24 protein-coding genes are annotated in these 16,521 nt (G+C 46.3%); 16 read left to right on the forward strand and 8 right to left on the reverse strand.

The window, feature by feature from the left end; all coding sequences use genetic code 11:
* The first annotated feature begins 8 nt into the window (after positions 1–8).
* From rplR to dsbD, 14 genes are all read left to right on the forward strand, one after another.
* Positions 9–362, forward strand: coding sequence for a 50S ribosomal protein L18 (gene rplR, locus FD960_RS00380; protein ID WP_215299207.1), 354 nt, complete (start codon positions 9–11; stop codon positions 360–362).
* A gap of 18 nt (positions 363–380) precedes the next feature.
* Positions 381–899 carry a 30S ribosomal protein S5 gene (gene rpsE, locus FD960_RS00385; protein ID WP_015420248.1) on the forward strand — a complete coding sequence of 173 codons (519 nt, stop codon included), beginning with the start codon at positions 381–383 and terminating at the stop codon, positions 897–899.
* 24 nt (positions 900–923) lie between these two features.
* On the forward strand, positions 924–1,112 hold the full coding sequence (rpmD, locus tag FD960_RS00390) for a 50S ribosomal protein L30 (RefSeq protein ID WP_015420249.1): 189 nt from the start codon (positions 924–926) through the stop codon (positions 1,110–1,112).
* Positions 1,113–1,139: 27 nt separating this feature from the next.
* Complete coding sequence (gene rplO, locus FD960_RS00395; protein WP_215299208.1) at positions 1,140–1,580, forward strand: 50S ribosomal protein L15; 441 nt, start codon at positions 1,140–1,142, stop codon at positions 1,578–1,580.
* A 16-nt stretch (positions 1,581–1,596) separates the two neighbouring features.
* A complete protein-coding gene (gene secY, locus FD960_RS00400) occupies positions 1,597–2,934 on the forward strand; it encodes a preprotein translocase subunit SecY (RefSeq protein WP_215299209.1) in 1,338 nt (445 codons plus the stop codon).
* Positions 2,935–2,938: 4 nt separating this feature from the next.
* Positions 2,939–3,157: a translation initiation factor IF-1 gene (infA, locus tag FD960_RS00405; RefSeq protein ID WP_015420252.1), complete on the forward strand. Its 219-nt coding sequence runs from the start codon at positions 2,939–2,941 to the stop codon at positions 3,155–3,157.
* A 35-nt stretch (positions 3,158–3,192) separates the two neighbouring features.
* Positions 3,193–3,309 (forward strand): 50S ribosomal protein L36, encoded by a 117-nt coding sequence (gene rpmJ / locus FD960_RS00410; protein ID WP_012357167.1) that lies wholly within the window; start codon positions 3,193–3,195, stop codon positions 3,307–3,309.
* A gap of 24 nt (positions 3,310–3,333) precedes the next feature.
* Complete coding sequence (gene rpsM / locus FD960_RS00415) at positions 3,334–3,699, forward strand: 30S ribosomal protein S13 (RefSeq protein ID WP_015420253.1); 366 nt, start codon at positions 3,334–3,336, stop codon at positions 3,697–3,699.
* An 18-nt stretch (positions 3,700–3,717) separates the two neighbouring features.
* On the forward strand, positions 3,718–4,125 hold the full coding sequence (gene rpsK / locus FD960_RS00420; RefSeq protein WP_015420254.1) for a 30S ribosomal protein S11: 408 nt from the start codon (positions 3,718–3,720) through the stop codon (positions 4,123–4,125).
* A 118-nt stretch (positions 4,126–4,243) separates the two neighbouring features.
* Positions 4,244–4,867, forward strand: a complete 624-nt coding sequence (gene rpsD, locus FD960_RS00425; RefSeq protein WP_215299210.1) for a 30S ribosomal protein S4 — start codon at positions 4,244–4,246, stop codon at positions 4,865–4,867.
* A 23-nt stretch (positions 4,868–4,890) separates the two neighbouring features.
* A complete protein-coding gene (gene rpoA, locus FD960_RS00430) occupies positions 4,891–5,871 on the forward strand; it encodes a DNA-directed RNA polymerase subunit alpha (RefSeq protein WP_088526687.1) in 981 nt (326 codons plus the stop codon).
* Between the two features lie 16 nt (positions 5,872–5,887).
* Entirely contained in the window at positions 5,888–6,280 is a 393-nt protein-coding gene (gene rplQ, locus FD960_RS00435) for a 50S ribosomal protein L17 (RefSeq protein WP_015420256.1), read from the forward strand.
* Between the two features lie 68 nt (positions 6,281–6,348).
* A complete protein-coding gene (cutA, locus tag FD960_RS00440; RefSeq protein ID WP_215299211.1) occupies positions 6,349–6,690 on the forward strand; it encodes a divalent-cation tolerance protein CutA in 342 nt (113 codons plus the stop codon).
* On the forward strand, positions 6,687–8,375 hold the full coding sequence (gene dsbD / locus FD960_RS00445; protein ID WP_215299212.1) for a protein-disulfide reductase DsbD: 1,689 nt from the start codon (positions 6,687–6,689) through the stop codon (positions 8,373–8,375). Before cutA ends, dsbD begins: the two co-directional genes overlap by 4 nt.
* Positions 8,376–8,420: 45 nt before the next feature.
* On the opposite strand, the gene hemB is transcribed toward dsbD, so the two are convergent.
* Complete coding sequence (gene hemB / locus FD960_RS00450) at positions 8,421–9,440, reverse strand: porphobilinogen synthase (RefSeq protein ID WP_215299213.1); 1,020 nt, start codon at positions 9,438–9,440, stop codon at positions 8,421–8,423.
* A complete protein-coding gene (gene yihA, locus FD960_RS00455) occupies positions 9,424–10,089 on the reverse strand; it encodes a ribosome biogenesis GTP-binding protein YihA/YsxC (protein WP_215299214.1) in 666 nt (221 codons plus the stop codon). Before yihA ends, hemB begins: the two co-directional genes overlap by 17 nt.
* Before the next feature lie 114 nt (positions 10,090–10,203).
* Here yihA and FD960_RS00460 point away from each other — a divergent pair, with 114 nt between their 5' ends.
* Positions 10,204–10,938, forward strand: a complete 735-nt coding sequence (locus tag FD960_RS00460) for a cytochrome c (protein ID WP_215299215.1) — start codon at positions 10,204–10,206, stop codon at positions 10,936–10,938.
* Between the two features lie 93 nt (positions 10,939–11,031).
* Here FD960_RS00460 and lysA read toward each other — a convergent pair whose 3' ends face one another.
* Both lysA and FD960_RS10535 read right to left on the reverse strand, forming a co-directional pair.
* Positions 11,032–12,330 (reverse strand): diaminopimelate decarboxylase, encoded by a 1,299-nt coding sequence (gene lysA, locus FD960_RS00465; RefSeq protein ID WP_215299216.1) that lies wholly within the window; start codon positions 12,328–12,330, stop codon positions 11,032–11,034.
* Entirely contained in the window at positions 12,327–12,518 is a 192-nt protein-coding gene (locus tag FD960_RS10535) for a lipoprotein (protein ID WP_371817433.1), read from the reverse strand. Before FD960_RS10535 ends, lysA begins: the two co-directional genes overlap by 4 nt.
* Positions 12,519–12,565: 47 nt before the next feature.
* Here FD960_RS10535 and cyaY point away from each other — a divergent pair, with 47 nt between their 5' ends.
* Positions 12,566–12,949 (forward strand): iron donor protein CyaY, encoded by a 384-nt coding sequence (gene cyaY, locus FD960_RS00470; RefSeq protein WP_215299217.1) that lies wholly within the window; start codon positions 12,566–12,568, stop codon positions 12,947–12,949.
* A gap of 10 nt (positions 12,950–12,959) precedes the next feature.
* On the opposite strand, the gene aroB is transcribed toward cyaY, so the two are convergent.
* The 4 genes from aroB to FD960_RS00490 are packed head-to-tail and all read right to left on the reverse strand — an operon-like array spanning position 12,960 to position 16,461.
* Positions 12,960–14,042: a 3-dehydroquinate synthase gene (aroB, locus tag FD960_RS00475; RefSeq protein WP_215299218.1), complete on the reverse strand. Its 1,083-nt coding sequence runs from the start codon at positions 14,040–14,042 to the stop codon at positions 12,960–12,962.
* A gap of 8 nt (positions 14,043–14,050) precedes the next feature.
* On the reverse strand, positions 14,051–14,575 hold the full coding sequence (locus FD960_RS00480; RefSeq protein ID WP_215299219.1) for a shikimate kinase: 525 nt from the start codon (positions 14,573–14,575) through the stop codon (positions 14,051–14,053).
* Between the two features lie 12 nt (positions 14,576–14,587).
* Complete coding sequence (locus tag FD960_RS00485) at positions 14,588–15,655, reverse strand: type II and III secretion system protein (protein WP_251369798.1); 1,068 nt, start codon at positions 15,653–15,655, stop codon at positions 14,588–14,590.
* Positions 15,656–15,705: 50 nt separating this feature from the next.
* On the reverse strand, positions 15,706–16,461 hold the full coding sequence (locus FD960_RS00490) for a hypothetical protein (RefSeq protein WP_215299220.1): 756 nt from the start codon (positions 16,459–16,461) through the stop codon (positions 15,706–15,708).
* Between the last annotated feature and the right edge of the window lie 60 nt (positions 16,462–16,521).

Below are 16,521 nucleotides of genomic sequence, written 5' to 3' on the forward strand. Positions count from 1 at the left end.
ATTAGAAAATGAATAAAGACGAATCCAGACAAAGACGTGCTCGGCAGACTCGCATTCGCATTGCCGAAGCATTGGCTAATCGCTTAACAGTTATCCGTAGCAATTCACATATCTCTGCACAGGTATATAGCCCATGTGGAACCAAAGTTGTGGCAGCTGCCTCATCAATGGAAAAAGAATTGCGCCAAGCGATCAAAAACGGCGGCAACGCTGATGCGGCTAAACAAATCGGCAAGTTAGTTGCTGAGCGTGCTGTTAAGGCAGGCGTTGTTGATGTTGCTTTTGATCGTTCAGGTCATCGTTATCACGGCCGTATCAAGGCCTTAGCTGAAGCTGCGCGTGAAGCCGGCCTGAAGTTCTAATAGGGTTTAGGAAAAAACATGGCAAAAATGCAAACCAAGATGCAAAACGAAGAGCGTGATGATGGTCTTCGCGAGAAGATGATCGCTGTAAATCGGGTAACTAAAGTGGTTAAGGGTGGTCGTATTCTCGGCTTCGCTGCACTCACTGTAGTTGGCGATGGCGATGGTCGTATCGGCATGGGTAAAGGTAAATCAAAAGAAGTTCCAGTTGCTGTTCAAAAAGCAATGGACGAAGCACGTCGCAAGATGATCAAAGTTTCCTTACGTAAAGGTACTTTGCAACACACTGTGATTGGTAAGCATGGCGCGTCACGCGTGATGATTTCCCCAGCTAAAGACGGTACTGGCGTAATCGCTGGTGGCCCAATGCGCGCAATTTTCGATGTAATGGGTGTAACTAACGTTGTTGCTAAGTCACTTGGCTCAACCAACCCTTACAACATGGTTCGCGCAACGATTGATGGCTTGAGCAAGATGAGCACTCCTTCTGAAATTGCTGCTAAACGCGGTAAGTCAGTTGAAGAGATTCTCGGCTAAGACCAAAAGATTAGGAATCTATAAATGACAACATCTAACTCCAAAGTCAAACTGCAATTAGTACGCAGCTTGATCGGCACACGCGAAAGCCACCGTGCAACTGTTCGTGGCTTAGGCCTAGGACGCATCAATTCAGTTTCTGAATTGGAAGACACTCCAGCTGTGCGCGGAATGATTAATAAAGTTTCTTATCTAGTTAAAGTCATTGGCTGATAACTAGCAAGTAAATAGGCGAAGAATATGCAACTCAATACACTAAAACCTGCAGAGGGATCCAAGAAAAACCGTCGTCGCGTAGGTCGCGGCATCGGATCAGGTCTTGGTAAAACTGCTGGCCGCGGTCACAAAGGTCAAAAATCACGTTCAGGCGGATTCCATAAAGTTGGATTCGAGGGCGGTCAGATGCCTATGTATCGTCGTTTGCCAAAACGTGGTTTTGTATCTTTGACACGTCGTCACGTAGGTCAAATTACCTTGAATGACTTAGCAAAAATTAATTTGCCAGAAGTGGACTTGTTAGTTCTGAAGGCTCACGGTTTTGCTGGTGAGCAAATTAATGCCGTTAAGGTAATTAAGACTGGCGAACTGAAGATTGCTGTAACCCTCAAGGGCCTGACAGCAACTGCAGGTGCAAAAGCAGCTATTGAAGCAGCTGGCGGCAAATTGGTTGAATTGGCTTAATCGGTTTTAATTAAAGATGGCACTCGCACCTACTAACACAGCAAGCATGGCCCAATCAGGAGGCAAGTTTGGCGAATTACGTCAACGCTTGGTATTCCTGGTTTTGGCTCTGCTAGTCTTCCGTTTAGGTGCTCATATTCCTGTTCCAGGAATTGACCCAGACCAATTGGCACAATTGTTCTCAGGTCAAAAAGATGGCATCTTGGGAATGTTTAACCTGTTCTCAGGTGGTGCGTTATCCCGCTTTACGGTTTTTGCTTTGGGAATCATGCCTTACATCTCCGCATCGATCATCATGCAGTTGATGACGATTGTGCTTCCTTCTTTAGAATCTTTGAAGAAAGAAGGTCAGGCGGGTCAACGTAAGATTACTCAGTACACCCGTTATGGCACTGTGTTGTTGGCAACATTCCAGGCTTTAGGTATTTCCGTTGCATTGCAAGCTCAACCAGGTTTAGTCATTAACCCAGGCGTAATGTTTGAGTTGAATACTGTAGTGACATTAGTCACTGGCACGATGTTCTTGATGTGGCTAGGAGAGCAAATTACAGAACGTGGCCTTGGTAACGGTATCTCTATCATTATTTTCGGCGGTATTGTTTCTGGATTGCCTACCGCAATCGGTAGCTTGCTTGAATTGGTGCGCACAGGTTCAATGAATATCTTGTCTGCCTTGCTCATCGTTGTTATTTGCGTAGCGGTCACTTATTTTGTTGTGTTTGTAGAGCGTGGTCAGCGCCGTATTTTGGTGAACTACGCTAAACGTCAAGTTGGCAATAAGGTTTATGGCGGTCAGTCTTCTTACTTCCCATTGAAGTTGAATATGGCTGGCGTAATTCCTCCAATTTTTGCTTCTTCAATTATTTTGTTTCCTGCAACAATTGCTGGCTGGTTTACATCAGGCGAGCCAACCAATATGTTCAGTAGAATTATTAAAGATTTGGCAGCAACATTGGCTCCAGGCCAACCGGTATACACAATTTTGTATGCTGCTGCGATTATTTTCTTCTGCTTTTTCTACACAGCGCTTGTATTTAATAGCCGTGAAACTGCAGATAACTTGAAGAAGAGTGGTGCTTTTGTTCCGGGTATTCGTCCTGGCGATCAGACTGGTCGTTATATCGACAAGATCTTGGTTCGTTTGACATTGGCTGGTGCAATTTATATGGTTTTGGTTTGTTTGTTGCCAGAATTCTTAGTCTTGAAGTACAACGTGCCATTCTATTTTGGCGGTACTTCATTGTTGATTATTGTCGTTGTTGCAATGGATTTCATGGCTCAAGTCCAGTCATTCGTAATGCAACAACAGTATGGCTCTTTAATGAAAAAAGCTAACTTCAAGATGGGCGCTTAACTGAATGTCTAAAGACGATGTAATTCAGATGGCGGGAGAAATTATTGAGAATTTGCCGAACGCAATGTTTCGCGTGAAGCTTGAAAACGGACATGTGGTTTTGGGGCACATTTCTGGAAAGATGAGGATGCATTACATCCGCATATTGCCAGGAGATAAGGTGACGGTGGAGATGACTCCTTACGACCTGACGCGCGCTCGAATCATATTCCGAGCGAAGTAAAGATTAAGTAGTACATATTTTTTTAGAGGTGAGTTATGAAAGTTTTGGCATCCGTTAAGTGTATTTGCAGAAATTGCAAGATCATTAAGCGCAAACGCGTTGTGCGCGTGATCTGTTCTTCAGACGCACGTCATAAGCAGCGTCAAGGCTGATCTGGTTAATTAAGAGGAAATCTCATGGCACGTATCGCTGGGGTAAATATCCCAAATCATCAACATACTGTTATCGGTTTAACAGCAATTTTTGGAATTGGCACTACACGTGCTCGCAAAATTTGTGAAACCACAGGTGTTGCTATCGACAAAAAAGTTAAAGATCTTACAGACGGTGACTTGGAAAAGTTGCGTGATGAAGTAGGTAAGTTCATCACTGAGGGTGACCTTCGTCGTGAAGTAACGATGAGCATCAAGCGTTTGATGGACTTAGGCTGCTATCGCGGCGTTCGTCATCGTAAGGGCTTGCCTGTACGTGGTCAACGTACTAAGACTAACGCGCGTACCCGTAAGGGCCCACGTAAGTCTGGTGTGCAACTGAAGAAATAATCAAGAAAGTTTATTGACATGGCAAAACAACAATCCGCTTCTGCAGCTTCACAGCGCGCACGCAAGAAGGTTAAAAAGAACGTTGCTGACGGTATTGCACACGTTCACGCTTCTTTTAATAACACCATTATTACGATCACTGATCGCCAAGGAAATGCGCTTTCATGGGCAACTTCTGGCGGCCAGGGTTTTAAGGGTTCACGTAAATCAACACCTTTTGCTGCTCAAGTAGCTGCAGAAGTTGCTGGTAAGACAGCAATTGAATGCGGTATTAAGAACTTGGAAGTTCAGATCAAAGGCCCAGGCCCAGGTCGTGAATCAGCAGTTCGTGCATTGAACTCATTGGGCATCAAGATCACTGAGATTCAAGACGTAACTCCAGTTCCACACAATGGTTGCCGTCCTCCTAAGCGTCGTCGTATCTAAGCTTGGAAGTTGGTATTACAACAGTTTTAGTAGTTTTTTATTAAAGCCCACCGTTCATCTGATTTAAAGGGTGAACTCACCGCCGGTCGTAAGACTGCGGCAAAGAAAGGAAAGCATCGTGGCACGTTACTTAGGGCCTAAGGCCAAATTAGCACGTCGGGAAGGTACCGACTTATTTTTAAAGAGCGCACGTCGCGCCCTGTCAGACAAGTGCAAGTTAGATACTAAGCCTGGTCAACATGGCCGTACATCTGGCTCAAGAACATCCGATTACGGTAATCAGTTGCGTGAAAAGCAAAAGGTTAAGCGTATCTATGGCGTATTGGAGCGTCAATTCCGTCGTTACTTCGCAGAGGCTGAGCGTCGTAAGGGCAACACTGGTGAAACACTGCTCCAGTTGCTTGAGTCACGTTTAGATAACGTTGTGTATCGCATGGGCTTTGGCTCTACTCGTGCCGAAGCGCGGCAATTGGTTTCTCATTGCGCAATTTTGCTCAATGGCAATCCAGTAAACATTCCATCTATTCAGGTTAAGCCTGGTGATGTAGTTGCTATTCGTGAAAAAGCGAAGAAACAAGCGCGTATTACAGAATCACTCAATTTGGTTCAGCAGATGTCTGCAGTGGGCTGGGTATCAGTCGACGCAGCGAAGCTGGAGGGAACATTTAAGCAAGTGCCTGACCGTGAAGATATTAGCGGCGAAATTAATGAAAGTTTGATCGTCGAATTGTATTCACGCTAATTAGGCACTCTCAAGGAAAAAATATGCAAACAAATTTGCTCAAGCCAAAAATTATTTCTGTTGAAGCGCTTACCGCCAACCAAGCTAAGGTTGTTATGGAGCCGTTCGAGCGTGGCTATGGCCACACACTCGGCAATGCATTACGTCGTGTTTTGTTGTCCTCGATGGTTGGTTATGCGCCAACTGAAGTAGCAATTGCAGGTGTTGTTCATGAGTACTCCACATTAGATGGCGTTCAAGAGGATGTAGTTAATCTCTTGTTGAACCTCAAAGGTATCGTATTTAAGTTGCAGTCACGTGATGAAGTTACTATCAATTTGCGTAAAGAAGGCCCAGGCGTTGTTACAGCAAAAGATATTGATTTGCCACATGATGTAGAAATCATTAATCCTGATCACGTAATCGCTCACTTGTCAGCTGGTGGCAAGTTGGATATGCAGATTAAGGTTGAAAAAGGCCGTGGTTATGTACCAGGCAATATGCGTCAATACCATGACGAAGCTACCAAGATCATTGGTCGTATCGTTTTGGATGCCTCATTTAGCCCAGTTAGCCGTGTTAGCTATGCTGTTGAATCTGCTCGTGTTGAGCAGCGTACCGACCTCGATCGTCTCGTAATGACTATTGAAACAAACGGTGTGTTGTCTCCTGAAGAGGCGATTCGTCAAGCGGCTACCATTTTGGTTGATCAGTTAGTTGTGTTCGCAGCCCTCGAAAGCAGCGAAATTTCTGGTGATCTCGCACCAAGCCGCTCATCAATGGTTGATCCAATGTTGATGCGTCCAGTTGATGATCTCGAACTCACAGTGCGCTCTGCAAACTGCTTGAAGGCTGAGAACATTTATTACATTGGTGACTTGATTCAACGTACAGAGAATGAATTGTTGAAGACGCCTAATCTAGGTCGTAAGTCTTTGAATGAAATCAAGGATGTATTGGCGGCTCGTGGCTTAAGTCTTGGCATGAAACTCGAAAGCTGGCCTCCAGCTAACCTCGAGAAATAATTAGAAAGGAAGCATCATGCGTCACGGAAACGGCTTACGCAAACTAAACAGAACATCATCACATCGCTTGGCGATGCTGCGCAACATGTCCAATTCTCTTTTGGAGCACGAAGTGATTAAAACCACTTTGCCAAAAGCTAAAGAATTGCGCATGGTTGTTGAGCCTTTGATTACCTTGGGTAAAAAAGACAACTTAGCAAACCGTCGCTTGGCATTTAATCGCACACGTGATCGCGATATCGTGACTAAGCTCTTTACAGAACTTGGCCCACGTTATGCAACACGTCCAGGTGGCTACCTTCGTATTTTGAAGTTTGGCTTCCGTCATGGCGATAATGCTCCAATGGCTTTGGTTGAGCTGGTAGATCGCCCAGAAGTTGAAGAAACAGCAGTAGCTGAAGAGGCTTAAGCTCTTTTGCAGGATAAAAAGCCAGGCTTCGGTCTGGCTTTTTTCATTTGGACAGCGTTAAATACTGCATGACCTCAATCCAATCATCCCCGGTATTAGTTGTAGTTAGTAGCTTTTCTAAGCTAGCCGACGCGCAAGCTATGGCAAGAAGCTTGATAGAGAATCGCTTGGCCGCCTGCGTACAAATACAGGAAGGAATGCATTCCATTTATCGATGGGAAGGGGAAATCTGTGAAGAGCGGGAAGTAGTGCTGTCTGCCAAAACAATTGCAGCTCAATGGGATGAAATAAGTAACTTCATTAAAAATAATCACCCCTATGATCTTCCGGAAGTATTAGCATTTACGCCAGAAAAATACGAAGCACAATATGGTGACTGGGTACGAGCAGAGGTAAAGTCTGGATTATGAATTTCATTAAAAAAATTACTTTTATTACTGCGATAGTGCTGATGTTTGCGGGCCAGGGATTTGCTGCGCCAGAATTTTTGCCCCCAGAAAAAGCATTTAGGGCTGAAGCAACATGGCTACAAAACTCCAATGAAACTGAGATAGAGCTATTTCCCGCTAAAGGGTATTACATCTATCAAGAGTCACTTCATTTTCAGATGGGCTCTCAGGCCAATAAACTCAAGGCGGTGCACGCAACACTCCCTATCGGCGTGGAAAAGTTTGATGAGACTTTTCAGAAGAAGATGCGGATTTATAAGCAAGCATTCTTGGTGACTCTTGACCAGAAGGCTGAGATTGATAAGCCGATGTATTTGGAGGTGGAACTCCAGGGTTGTGCAGAGGCGGGGATTTGTTATCCGCCGATGACTATGAAATTTATGCTCTCGGGCCCGGGTGTGAAAGCTGCACCAATACCGGAGATGCTTGAGGGGGCGAGCTCAAAAGAATCGTCCGATGGCAAATTAAGTTTGATGGATCTGTGGCGTGAACGTGATGATGTGAATGCCATTGGCCGTTTCCTGGAAAGCACTCCAACGGCCTACTTATTTTTAGCATTCTTTATTTTGGGTTTAGCGCTTGCATTTACGCCTTGCGTCTTACCGATGCTCCCAATCTTGTCTAGTGTGGTATTTGGGACTCAAGGCAATCAATCGATATCCAAGGCCAGAGCAAGCCTCTTGGCGATGGCTTATGTCTTGGGTATGGCTTGTGTATACGCACTTGCTGGGGTCTTGATGGCAGCATTAGGCGGTAGCGTCCAGCGTGCCCTGCAGAGCCCTGTAGCGCTTATCGGATTCTCGGTGCTACTGCTGGCCTTATCAGGAAGCTTATTTGGTCTCTATGACCTCAGATTGCCTCAATCGTGGCATCAGCAGATCGATCGTTTGGCCGGACGGCATGAAGGTGGCAACATGATGGGGGCTTTTGCCCTGGGAGGAATATCAACCCTCGTTGCCAGTCCTTGCATTACCGCCCCCTTAGCCGGAGTTCTGGCGTTTATAGCCCAAACGGGTTCGATGAGCTTGGGGGCTGGACTCCTATTTGTGATGGCTCTAGGTATGGGTCTGCCACTGTTCTTGATCGCAATTGAAGCGCGTATTTTGATACCTTCCACGGGTATTTGGATGGTATGGCTTCAGAGAACACTTGGCGTCTTATTGGTGGCCACGGCAGCATGGATAGCCTCCCCATTAATTCAGGGTGGAAATAATGAAGCAGGTAAGCTCGTTATTAATGGACAGCGACAGCACCAAATCGGTAACGCTCGTTTTTCTATCATTGAATCTAATGCGCAGTTGGATGAATTTCTGGCGCAAGCAAAAGCAGAGAAAAAATTAGTGCTGCTGGATTTTTATGCGGACTGGTGCATCTCTTGCAAGGAGATGGAGGTTAATACCTTTGCTAATTCCGAGGTAAACCAAGAGTTACAACAATTGGTGTTGCTGCAGGCTGATGTCACAAAAAATAGCGCCGAGAATCAAGCCTTACTCAAACGATTTAATTTGTATGGCCCACCTGGCATTTTGATATTTGATCTCAACTCCGAAGAGTTAAAAGATCAGCGTGTGATTGGCTACATGCCACCACAACGATTTGTGGAGCGCCTAAAAAAAGTCTTAGGAAATGAAGTGACTAAAGACTGAATAAGCAGTCCAGCATTCTTATTCAGTCTTTGCGGAAAACGGTAATTACTTGTTTGCTTTTAAGAGACGTGCAGCCTCTAGTGCGAAATAAGTCAAAATGCCATCTGCACCTGCACGTTTAAATGCCAATAGAGATTCCATCATGACGGCATCATGATCAAGCCAGCCATTTTGCGCAGCTGCTTTGAGCATGGCGTATTCACCGCTGACTTGATACGCATAAGTTGGGTAAGCAAATTCATCTCTTACCCTGCGAATGATATCAAGATAAGGCATGCCTGGTTTAACCATCACCATATCAGCACCCTCACTGATATCTAGTGCAACCTCCCGCAAAGCCTCGTCGGTATTGGCGCAATCCATTTGATATGTTTTTTTATCAGCCTTACCTAAATTCTTTGCGGAACCTACCGCATCGCGGAATGGACCATAAAAGGCGGATGCGTATTTTGCGGAGTAGGCCATGATGCGTGTATGAATGAGCTTCTTTTGCTCAAGCGCTTCACGAATTTTCCCGATACGTCCATCCATCATGTCAGAGGGGGCAAGAATGTCTACACCGGCCTCTGCTTGCGCGACCGCTTGCTGAACCAGAATAGTGGTTGTCTCGTCATTGAGAATGCGGCCTTGTTCATCCAGGACGCCATCCTGTCCGTGACTTGTATAAGGATCTAACGCTACGTCCGTCATGATGCCTAAATTGGGAAAACGGTTTTTGAGTTCGCGCACCGCTGTTGGAATCAATCCATTCGGATTAAAAGCTTCTTTACCATCAGGCGTTTTTAAAGCGGCATCAATGACCGGAAAGAGTGCCATGACAGGAATGCCGAGTGACACACATTCTTCTGCAACTGAAAATAGTAGATCGAGTGAAACGCGATTCACGCCTAGCATAGATGCAACGGCTTGAGATTGATTGCTGCCCTCAAGCAGAAAGATGGGGTAGATCAAATCATTCGCGCTCAGATGATTTTCTTGCATGAGGCGACGCGACCAATCATCACGACGCATTCGACGCGGACGGTGTGCTGGAAAGTTCAATAAAGAGTTAGCTTGTGATTTCATCTTCTTGAGTCTCTGCTTCAAATAACCATTTAATAACAATATTGTCAGCCTCTTCAAGACCTATCCGCTTAGTGCTTGAAAATAATTGTGCCGTAAGTTGCTTAGATTCTCCGTTGCCATCAGGCAGCGCAGGGTCGTATTGTTGCAATTGCTTGCGGACTGCTTCAAGCGCATGTTTGCACTCGCTTTTATTGAGTTTGTCGCATTTACTGAGTAGCACATGAATGGGTTTGCCAGTTGGCACAAACCATTGGATCATTTGTTCATCTAGATCGGTAATGCCGCGTCTAGAGTCCACAATCAATACCATTCCTACTAGCTGTTCCCGCTCTTGCAGGTAATCGCTGAGGAGGGCATTCCAGTGGTATTTGGTCTCATGATTCACGGCGGCATAGCCATATCCTGGTAAATCGACTAAATAGGCCAAAAGGTCATCTTTTGCGAAAAGGCCAAAATAGTTAATATGTTGGGTGCGGCCAGGGGTTTTACTGGCAAAAGCCAACCTTTTTTGGTTGCAAAGCACATTTATGGCGCTAGATTTGCCGGCATTTGAGCGCCCAGCAAAGGCTACCTCCCGCAGTGGAGTGGCAGGCAGGCAATGGGTGTCATTGACTGTTGTCGCGAATCGGGCTTGAAAGAGTTTAGACATGTCCAGAAGCTATTGTAAAATCACGCAAAATCATGAAATATCTCATGGTGTTGGGTAAAAGGTTGTAAAAGTAGGGCCCAAACACTTTTAGGAATTTTTGCCAAGGTAAACATAATGCGTCAAACCTCTCAAATCTCCAAATTAACTAGCTTAAGTGCTAGCCTTACGGCCGGTTTTTTCCTGGCTATCACCAGTCTTTCAGGCGCCGCTAGTGCTTCTGATGCTGCTCCAGCAGCCGCCCCCATGGCGGAGGCCGCAGCAAAGCCTGCTGTTCCTGGCAAGCCAAAAGTCGATGTGGCTGCCGGTGAAGCTCTCTATTCAAATGGGGATGCCACACGTGGCGTGACTGCTTGCCTTACTTGTCATGGCCCTAAAGGACAGAGCGCAACAGCTACTTGGCCTAAATTGTCAGCACAGCATGCAGCTTACACAGCTAAGCAGCTGAAAAACTTCAAAGAAGGCACTCGTGCCAATCCAGTCATGATGGGTATGGCTGCTACTTTGACTGAGCAAGATATGCAAAATATTGCTGCATTCTTGGTTAAGCAACCAGCCTCACAGGGTGTTGCTCAGAACAAAGACACTATTGAGCTTGGACAAAGCATCTATCGTGGCGGTATCGCTGCTAAAGGCGTTCCAGCATGTGCGGCGTGTCACAGCCCAACAGGTGCTGGCATTCCATCTCAGTACCCACGAGTAGGCGGTCAGTGGGCTGAGTACAACGCGGCGCAGTTGTTAGCGTTCCGTGAAGGCACTCGTAAAAATAGTACTCAGATGACTACGATCGCTAGTAAGCTTTCAGATCAAGAAATGAAGGCAGTCTCAGATTACATGGCTGGTTTGCATTAATCAGTCTTCAGCATCAAAATAAAAAACCCCGCTACATCAGCGGGGTTTTTTATTGCCTACGATCGCTCAATATCGCATTTCTATATTTTCAATTTAATTTGGCAAGACGCTTTCGCTTGCAAATAGATCTTGCGTTTTTTCACGAGCGCGAATGACATAAGCATTCTTACCATCAACCATAATTTCAGCAGGCTTTGGTCTAGTGTTGTAGTTTGAGGCCATGACAAAGCCATAGGCGCCCGCAGATAAGATTGCCAATAAGTCGCCTTCTTCCACTGCGAGATTACGATCTCTTCCCAACCAATCTCCTGATTCGCAGACAGGGCCAACGATGTCATATGTCGAGCGAGTAACCGTTTTAGTTTGAACTGGAACAATGCCGTGATATGCCTCGTAGAGAGCTGGGCGCATGAGCTCAGTCATAGCAGCATCAACGATGCAAAAGTTTTTTTCGGCACCTGGCTTGAGATATTCCACCTGCGTGAGAAGCACGCCAGCATTACCTACCAAGGATCTGCCTGGCTCCAAGACCACATCAAGATGGCCAAAGCCCCGTTCCGCAACTCGATTGAGTAAGGTATTGGTGAACTCTGTAATGTCAGGTGGATTGTCGTCGCCATACGAGATGCCAAGGCCACCACCCAAATCGAGATGGTGAATCACAATACCTTCTTTTTTTAATTGGCCAACTAGCTCGAGGACTTTATCGAGCGCATCAAGGTAGGGCGCGGTAGTTGTGATTTGTGAGCCAATGTGGCAATCGATACCCACAACATCGATATTTGAAAGTAAGGCAGCTTCTCTATAAGTTTTTAGAACCTCGTGATAAGCGATGCCAAATTTATTTCCCTTTAATCCTGTAGAGATATAAGGGTGGGTTTGAGCATCGACATCGGGGTTGACGCGTAAAGAGATCGGGGCGCGACAATCGAGTTTGCCAGCCACTCGATTGATCTGATGAAGCTCCGCAATCGATTCAACATTGATGCACTTCACACCCGCTTCTAATGCCTGAGCAATTTCATCCGCAGATTTACCAACGCCAGCGAACACCAAGCTTTTGGGATCAGCGCCAATCGCTAGCGCACGAGCTAATTCACCGCCGCTCACTAAATCAAAGCCGGCACCTAATTTTTTAAAACAATCAATGACTGCAAGATTGCTATTTGCTTTCATGGCGTAATGCACGCGTGCACGTCTTTTTCCAGTTGTGTCGACGCAGGCCTTGTCATAAGCCTGATAAGCATCAGTCAACGCCTTTTTGCTATAAATGTATAGGGGGGTGCCAAACTCTTTGGCTAAATCTGCCAAAGGAATTTCTTCGGCATACCAGCTGCCATTGCGTTCTGTAAATCCAGCTAATTGTGGAAGTGGGATTGCTTTGCTTGTCATTGCTTGGCCGATGTTGGGTTAGTAGCAGTAGGGCTTTGAGGTGGATAGAGCTTGCCCTTAGGCTCTGGCTCGCTAGGCGGCACAGGAGCGGGTGGCACATTTGGTAAATATAGCGGACCTCTAACCCCACATCCAACAAGGGATATTAGAAGGCTAATACCGAGAGTTCTTATAAGAATCGCTATCATGAATGTCTCTAAAACGAATGATTGAATATAGCATGCAGGACTCCAATATGAAGCCAAACAATTCGACCGTTGAAACGATTGATGACAAGCAATTCCATCAACTAGGTAGTCATTTGCTGCAGTCGATCGAGGTCGCTTTGGAGGCCGCAGATGATGCTTTGGATCTTGATTTGGATGTAGAGCGTCAAGGTGGCAACGTAATCAACATTCGATTTAGGGATCGCAGCGTGATTGTGGTCAATACCCAGCCTCCGTTACATGAAATCTGGGTGGCTGCTAAATCTGGCGGTTATCACTATCGCTGGGCGGGAACTCTCGCATCCCCTTTGTGGTTGGATACCAAAACCGGGCGTGAACTATTGAGTGATTTATCGGAGTTTGCTAGCGCTCAAGCAGGTCAGGCCGTCAACATCAAGCTACTGAAAAGCTAGCCGACAGAAACTAGACTGCGCCAGTTGCCGTTAAGGTCTCAATGACTTGAACATCTGGCACGCTCTGAATTTTGGCCTTACCAATTTTCTCTAGAATGACATAACGAATCGTGCCGCCCTCGGTCTTTTTGTCTACTTGCATTAAATCCATGTAGCGTTGCGCTCCAAACTTCGGTGGCTCGGTTGGCAAATTCATAGAGCGAATAATGTTGCTCAGACGATTCACTTCAGATTGCGTAATGAAGTTGAGGCGACGAGATAAATCCGCACCCATCACCATGCCGCAACCTACAGCTTCACCATGAAGCCACTCGCCGTAACCCATTCCCGCTTCAATTGCATGACCAAAGGTATGGCCGAAATTGAGGGTGGCACGAATGCCGCCTTCTCGCTCATCGGCAGAAACAACGGCGGATTTAATTTCACAGGAGCGCAGTACGGCATGCGCCATGGCATTGGTATCACATGCCAATAAGACTTTTGCATTAGCCTCAATCCAGTCTAAGAAATCAGCATCCGCTATCGCGCCATGCTTGACTACTTCAGCGAGGCCAGCTGAAAGTTCACGGGCAGGCAATGTTTTGAGGGTGTTTAGATCAGCAATGACTGCGGCTGGTTGATGAAACGCGCCAATCATATTTTTTCCGAGCGGGTGATTGATACCTGTTTTGCCGCCAACAGAAGAGTCCACCTGGGCCAAGAGTGTTGTGGGTACTTGGATAAAGCGAATGCCACGCATAAAGCTCGCAGCAGCAAAGCCCGTCATATCCCCAATCACTCCGCCACCGAGCGCTACCAGCATGGTTTGACGATCTGCGCCAAACTTTAGGAGATCATCAAAAATGAGCTGAAGATTTTTCCAATCTTTATACGATTCTCCATCAGGTAGGACGATGGTTCTTACTGGCTTACCCAATTTTTCTAGGGTTTTGGTAAGACGCTGCGCATATAAAGGAGCGACGGTCGTATTGGTAACGATAAAGAGTGACGTTGCTTTTTCGCAAGCATTAAACAGTTCGGGTTGATCGATTAAATCGGTGCCAATGTGAATGGGATAACTACGATTGCCTAGATCAACTTCTAATGTTTTCATGGATAAATTCAAGCGGAAAGTTCGAGCTGCATGATTAAAGTATTAACCAATTGATTGACGCTGGGTTTACCAGTTTCAATGACATGGTCTGCGATCTCTCGATAGAGGGGGTCGCGAATGGCGTATAAATTCTCTAAGATTTTTTTGGCATCCCCATTTCTGAGAAGTGGCCTACCTTCGCCACCTTTAGTGCGATGCCAAAGTTCGATTGGGTTTGCGTGAAGATAGATGACGGTCCCTCTTTCGCGGAGGTACTGCCGATTCTCCGGTAGCAATACTGCACCGCCACCGGTCGCCAAAATAATGTTGTGTTCTGCGGTGATGTCTTTAATGGCTTGCGCCTCGCGCTTTCGAAATCCATCTTCACCTTCCATTTCGAAAATGACTGGAATTTTGACGCCACATCGATCTTCAATGACGTGATCCGCATCTAAAAAACGACGGCCTAACTTCTTCGCCAATAATTTACCGACGGTCGACTTTCCGGCGCCCATGAGGCCAATCAGAAAGATATTGTTAGATGAAGAGTTCACCTCTCGATTTTATTAGGGTTTGTCTAGGACAGTGGGGGTTAAGAAGACCAACAGCTCAGTTTTATCAGCCAGAGTGGATTTATGGCGAAATAAATGGCCAATGAGGGGGATGTCACCCAGCAGCGGAATCTTCACTTCGTCTTCTCGCTCGGTAGTTTGAAAGATGCCGCCAATAATGGCCGTTCCCCCGTTTTCAACAGTTACCTCAGAACTGAGGTTCTTAGTGTCTATGGCGTAGCCTTGCTCAGTTTTCATGCCGATAGTGTCTTTATTGATGCCGACCAGCATGGAGATCTTCCCGTCGGGATGAATCTTGGGCAGCACTTCTAAGCGTAAATTAGCCTTTCGGAACTGCAGCTTGCTGCCGCTTTGTGAACTCACCTGATAAGGAAGTTCAGTGCCCTGCTCGATGGTAGCCTTCACTTGGTCCCCGGTCATAATCCGCGGATTAGACAGAATCTTGCCTTGACCATCGGATTCAAGGGCTGAAAGCTCTATTTGCAGAAGTCTGGCAGCATTCTTGGAAATCAGAGTCGCTGCTAAGGTGGCGGGATGATAGCCATTCAAGCCTGCTCCCGCTAGATCTATATTCCCTCCGATCTTCTGGTCTGAGTGCTGGCCAATGCCGTTCGCCATATAGCCGAGTTTGACCCCAAGTTCACGGGCAAAACGCTGGTCTGCCTCCACAATGCGGGCTTCAATCAGGATTTGGCGTGGGCTATTGATATGGTCGCCACCAAAGGGAAGGGCTGCATCCTCCCGTCGAAATTTCTGGAAGCTTTGGATTTCAGCATGAGGCCCAATCCAGTAAATGTCACCATTTCTGACTAGGCGTAAGCCTCTACTGGCAAGTATGGAATGCAGGGCAGTTTGCCAGGGGGTGTCTATTAAATCTACCGATATCTTTCCCTGGATAGACTCGCTCAGCAGAAAGTTCGTTTTGCCCATTTTGGCTAAAACTTGTAAAAGTTCAGTAAGTTCGATGCCGCTAAATTGCAGGCTAATACGACTGTCTTTGACGGTAGGTGCATGGCCCATCTCTGGGTTACTGGCCAGAGCCCCGTTCTGCAGAAAGATCATAAATAGCCCCATAAAGAGGCTGCTGATTGGGCGAAAAATTTTCACGAATTTCATTCTGAATGAGTCGATTTCAAAGCAATTGTTTTCCCTTTGGAATGGGTAAAAATGACCCCCTCCTTGTCGACTTGGGTGAGGTGCCAGTCCCCCAGCGCCAAACCTCCTTTTGAGACCGAGAGCCTTCTTTTGCCGGTGTTGAAAAATCCGTGCTCAATACCACTGATACGAGCTAGCCCCAGATAGCTCCAGCGACGTAGTTCAGTTTCATGTGGAATGGACGCTGGCTTGTTTTGGGGTATGGCAGCAGGTGGCCTTAATGCAATTGAGTGAATACTTACTTCTAATTTATCCATTTCATCATATAGTTCTTCGCGATCAGAATCATTCTGGAGTTGCTTAGACTCCATTTCCTTTTTGAGATCTGAAACCTGGATTTGCAGGCCAGAAATCTCTAGATCCAACTGAGATTTCTGAGACTCAAGGATGAAAAATAGCGCGACTGAGATCAGTAAAAAGACAAGACCTTGAGCGAATAAGGGGAGGATTTTGAGGCCATGAAGCTGGAGATTTTTGCTTGGAAAAGACTGCATTTCTACCCGCTTATGTGGCTCAGTATGAGGTCTTGGAGGCGCTGATGATTTACGAATTCCATGCGGGTCTGGAATGGCCGGATCATCCCCAAGATCGCTCAGGATGTCATCAAAGGATTGGGAGGAAATTTGGCGTGAGGGCATGCCACATTGTTCGCCTTGGGGATAGCAAAAACGATCGGGAGAGGTGGAAATAGGCGTAGGAAAAGGCTTGGCCAAAACTCCTCAATCAGGGTTTTGGAGCTTGAGGGCAAATTGGCTAAGCACCCTATAATTTGG

This window comes from Polynucleobacter sp. AP-Nino-20-G2, from assembly GCF_018688235.1.
In the GTDB taxonomy this organism is placed as follows: domain Bacteria; phylum Pseudomonadota; class Gammaproteobacteria; order Burkholderiales; family Burkholderiaceae; genus Polynucleobacter.

Bases quoted from the DNA above. Each gene is read 5' to 3' on its own strand.
- rplR (WP_215299207.1), top strand. From the start codon at position 9: ATGAATAAAGACGAATCCAGACAAAGACGTGCTCGGCAGACTCGCATT.
- rpsE (WP_015420248.1), top strand. From the start codon at position 381: ATGGCAAAAATGCAAACCAAGATGCAAAACGAAGAGCGTGATGATGGT.
- rpmD (WP_015420249.1), top strand. From the start codon at position 924: ATGACAACATCTAACTCCAAAGTCAAACTGCAATTAGTACGCAGCTTG.
- rplO (WP_215299208.1), top strand. From the start codon at position 1,140: ATGCAACTCAATACACTAAAACCTGCAGAGGGATCCAAGAAAAACCGT.
- secY (WP_215299209.1), top strand. From the start codon at position 1,597: ATGGCACTCGCACCTACTAACACAGCAAGCATGGCCCAATCAGGAGGC.
- infA (WP_015420252.1), top strand. From the start codon at position 2,939: ATGTCTAAAGACGATGTAATTCAGATGGCGGGAGAAATTATTGAGAAT.
- rpmJ (WP_012357167.1), top strand. From the start codon at position 3,193: ATGAAAGTTTTGGCATCCGTTAAGTGTATTTGCAGAAATTGCAAGATC.
- rpsM (WP_015420253.1), top strand. From the start codon at position 3,334: ATGGCACGTATCGCTGGGGTAAATATCCCAAATCATCAACATACTGTT.
- rpsK (WP_015420254.1), top strand. From the start codon at position 3,718: ATGGCAAAACAACAATCCGCTTCTGCAGCTTCACAGCGCGCACGCAAG.
- rpoA (WP_088526687.1), top strand. From the start codon at position 4,891: ATGCAAACAAATTTGCTCAAGCCAAAAATTATTTCTGTTGAAGCGCTT.
- rplQ (WP_015420256.1), top strand. From the start codon at position 5,888: ATGCGTCACGGAAACGGCTTACGCAAACTAAACAGAACATCATCACAT.
- cutA (WP_215299211.1), top strand. From the start codon at position 6,349: ATGACCTCAATCCAATCATCCCCGGTATTAGTTGTAGTTAGTAGCTTT.
- dsbD (WP_215299212.1), top strand. From the start codon at position 6,687: ATGAATTTCATTAAAAAAATTACTTTTATTACTGCGATAGTGCTGATG.
- hemB (WP_215299213.1), bottom strand. From the start codon at position 9,440: ATGAAATCACAAGCTAACTCTTTATTGAACTTTCCAGCACACCGTCCG.
- yihA (WP_215299214.1), bottom strand. From the start codon at position 10,089: ATGTCTAAACTCTTTCAAGCCCGATTCGCGACAACAGTCAATGACACC.
- FD960_RS00460 (WP_215299215.1), top strand. From the start codon at position 10,204: ATGCGTCAAACCTCTCAAATCTCCAAATTAACTAGCTTAAGTGCTAGC.
- lysA (WP_215299216.1), bottom strand. From the start codon at position 12,330: ATGACAAGCAAAGCAATCCCACTTCCACAATTAGCTGGATTTACAGAA.
- FD960_RS10535 (WP_371817433.1), bottom strand. From the start codon at position 12,518: ATGATAGCGATTCTTATAAGAACTCTCGGTATTAGCCTTCTAATATCC.
- cyaY (WP_215299217.1), top strand. From the start codon at position 12,566: ATGAAGCCAAACAATTCGACCGTTGAAACGATTGATGACAAGCAATTC.
- aroB (WP_215299218.1), bottom strand. From the start codon at position 14,042: ATGAAAACATTAGAAGTTGATCTAGGCAATCGTAGTTATCCCATTCAC.
- FD960_RS00485 (WP_251369798.1), bottom strand. From the start codon at position 15,655: ATGATCTTTCTGCAGAACGGGGCTCTGGCCAGTAACCCAGAGATGGGC.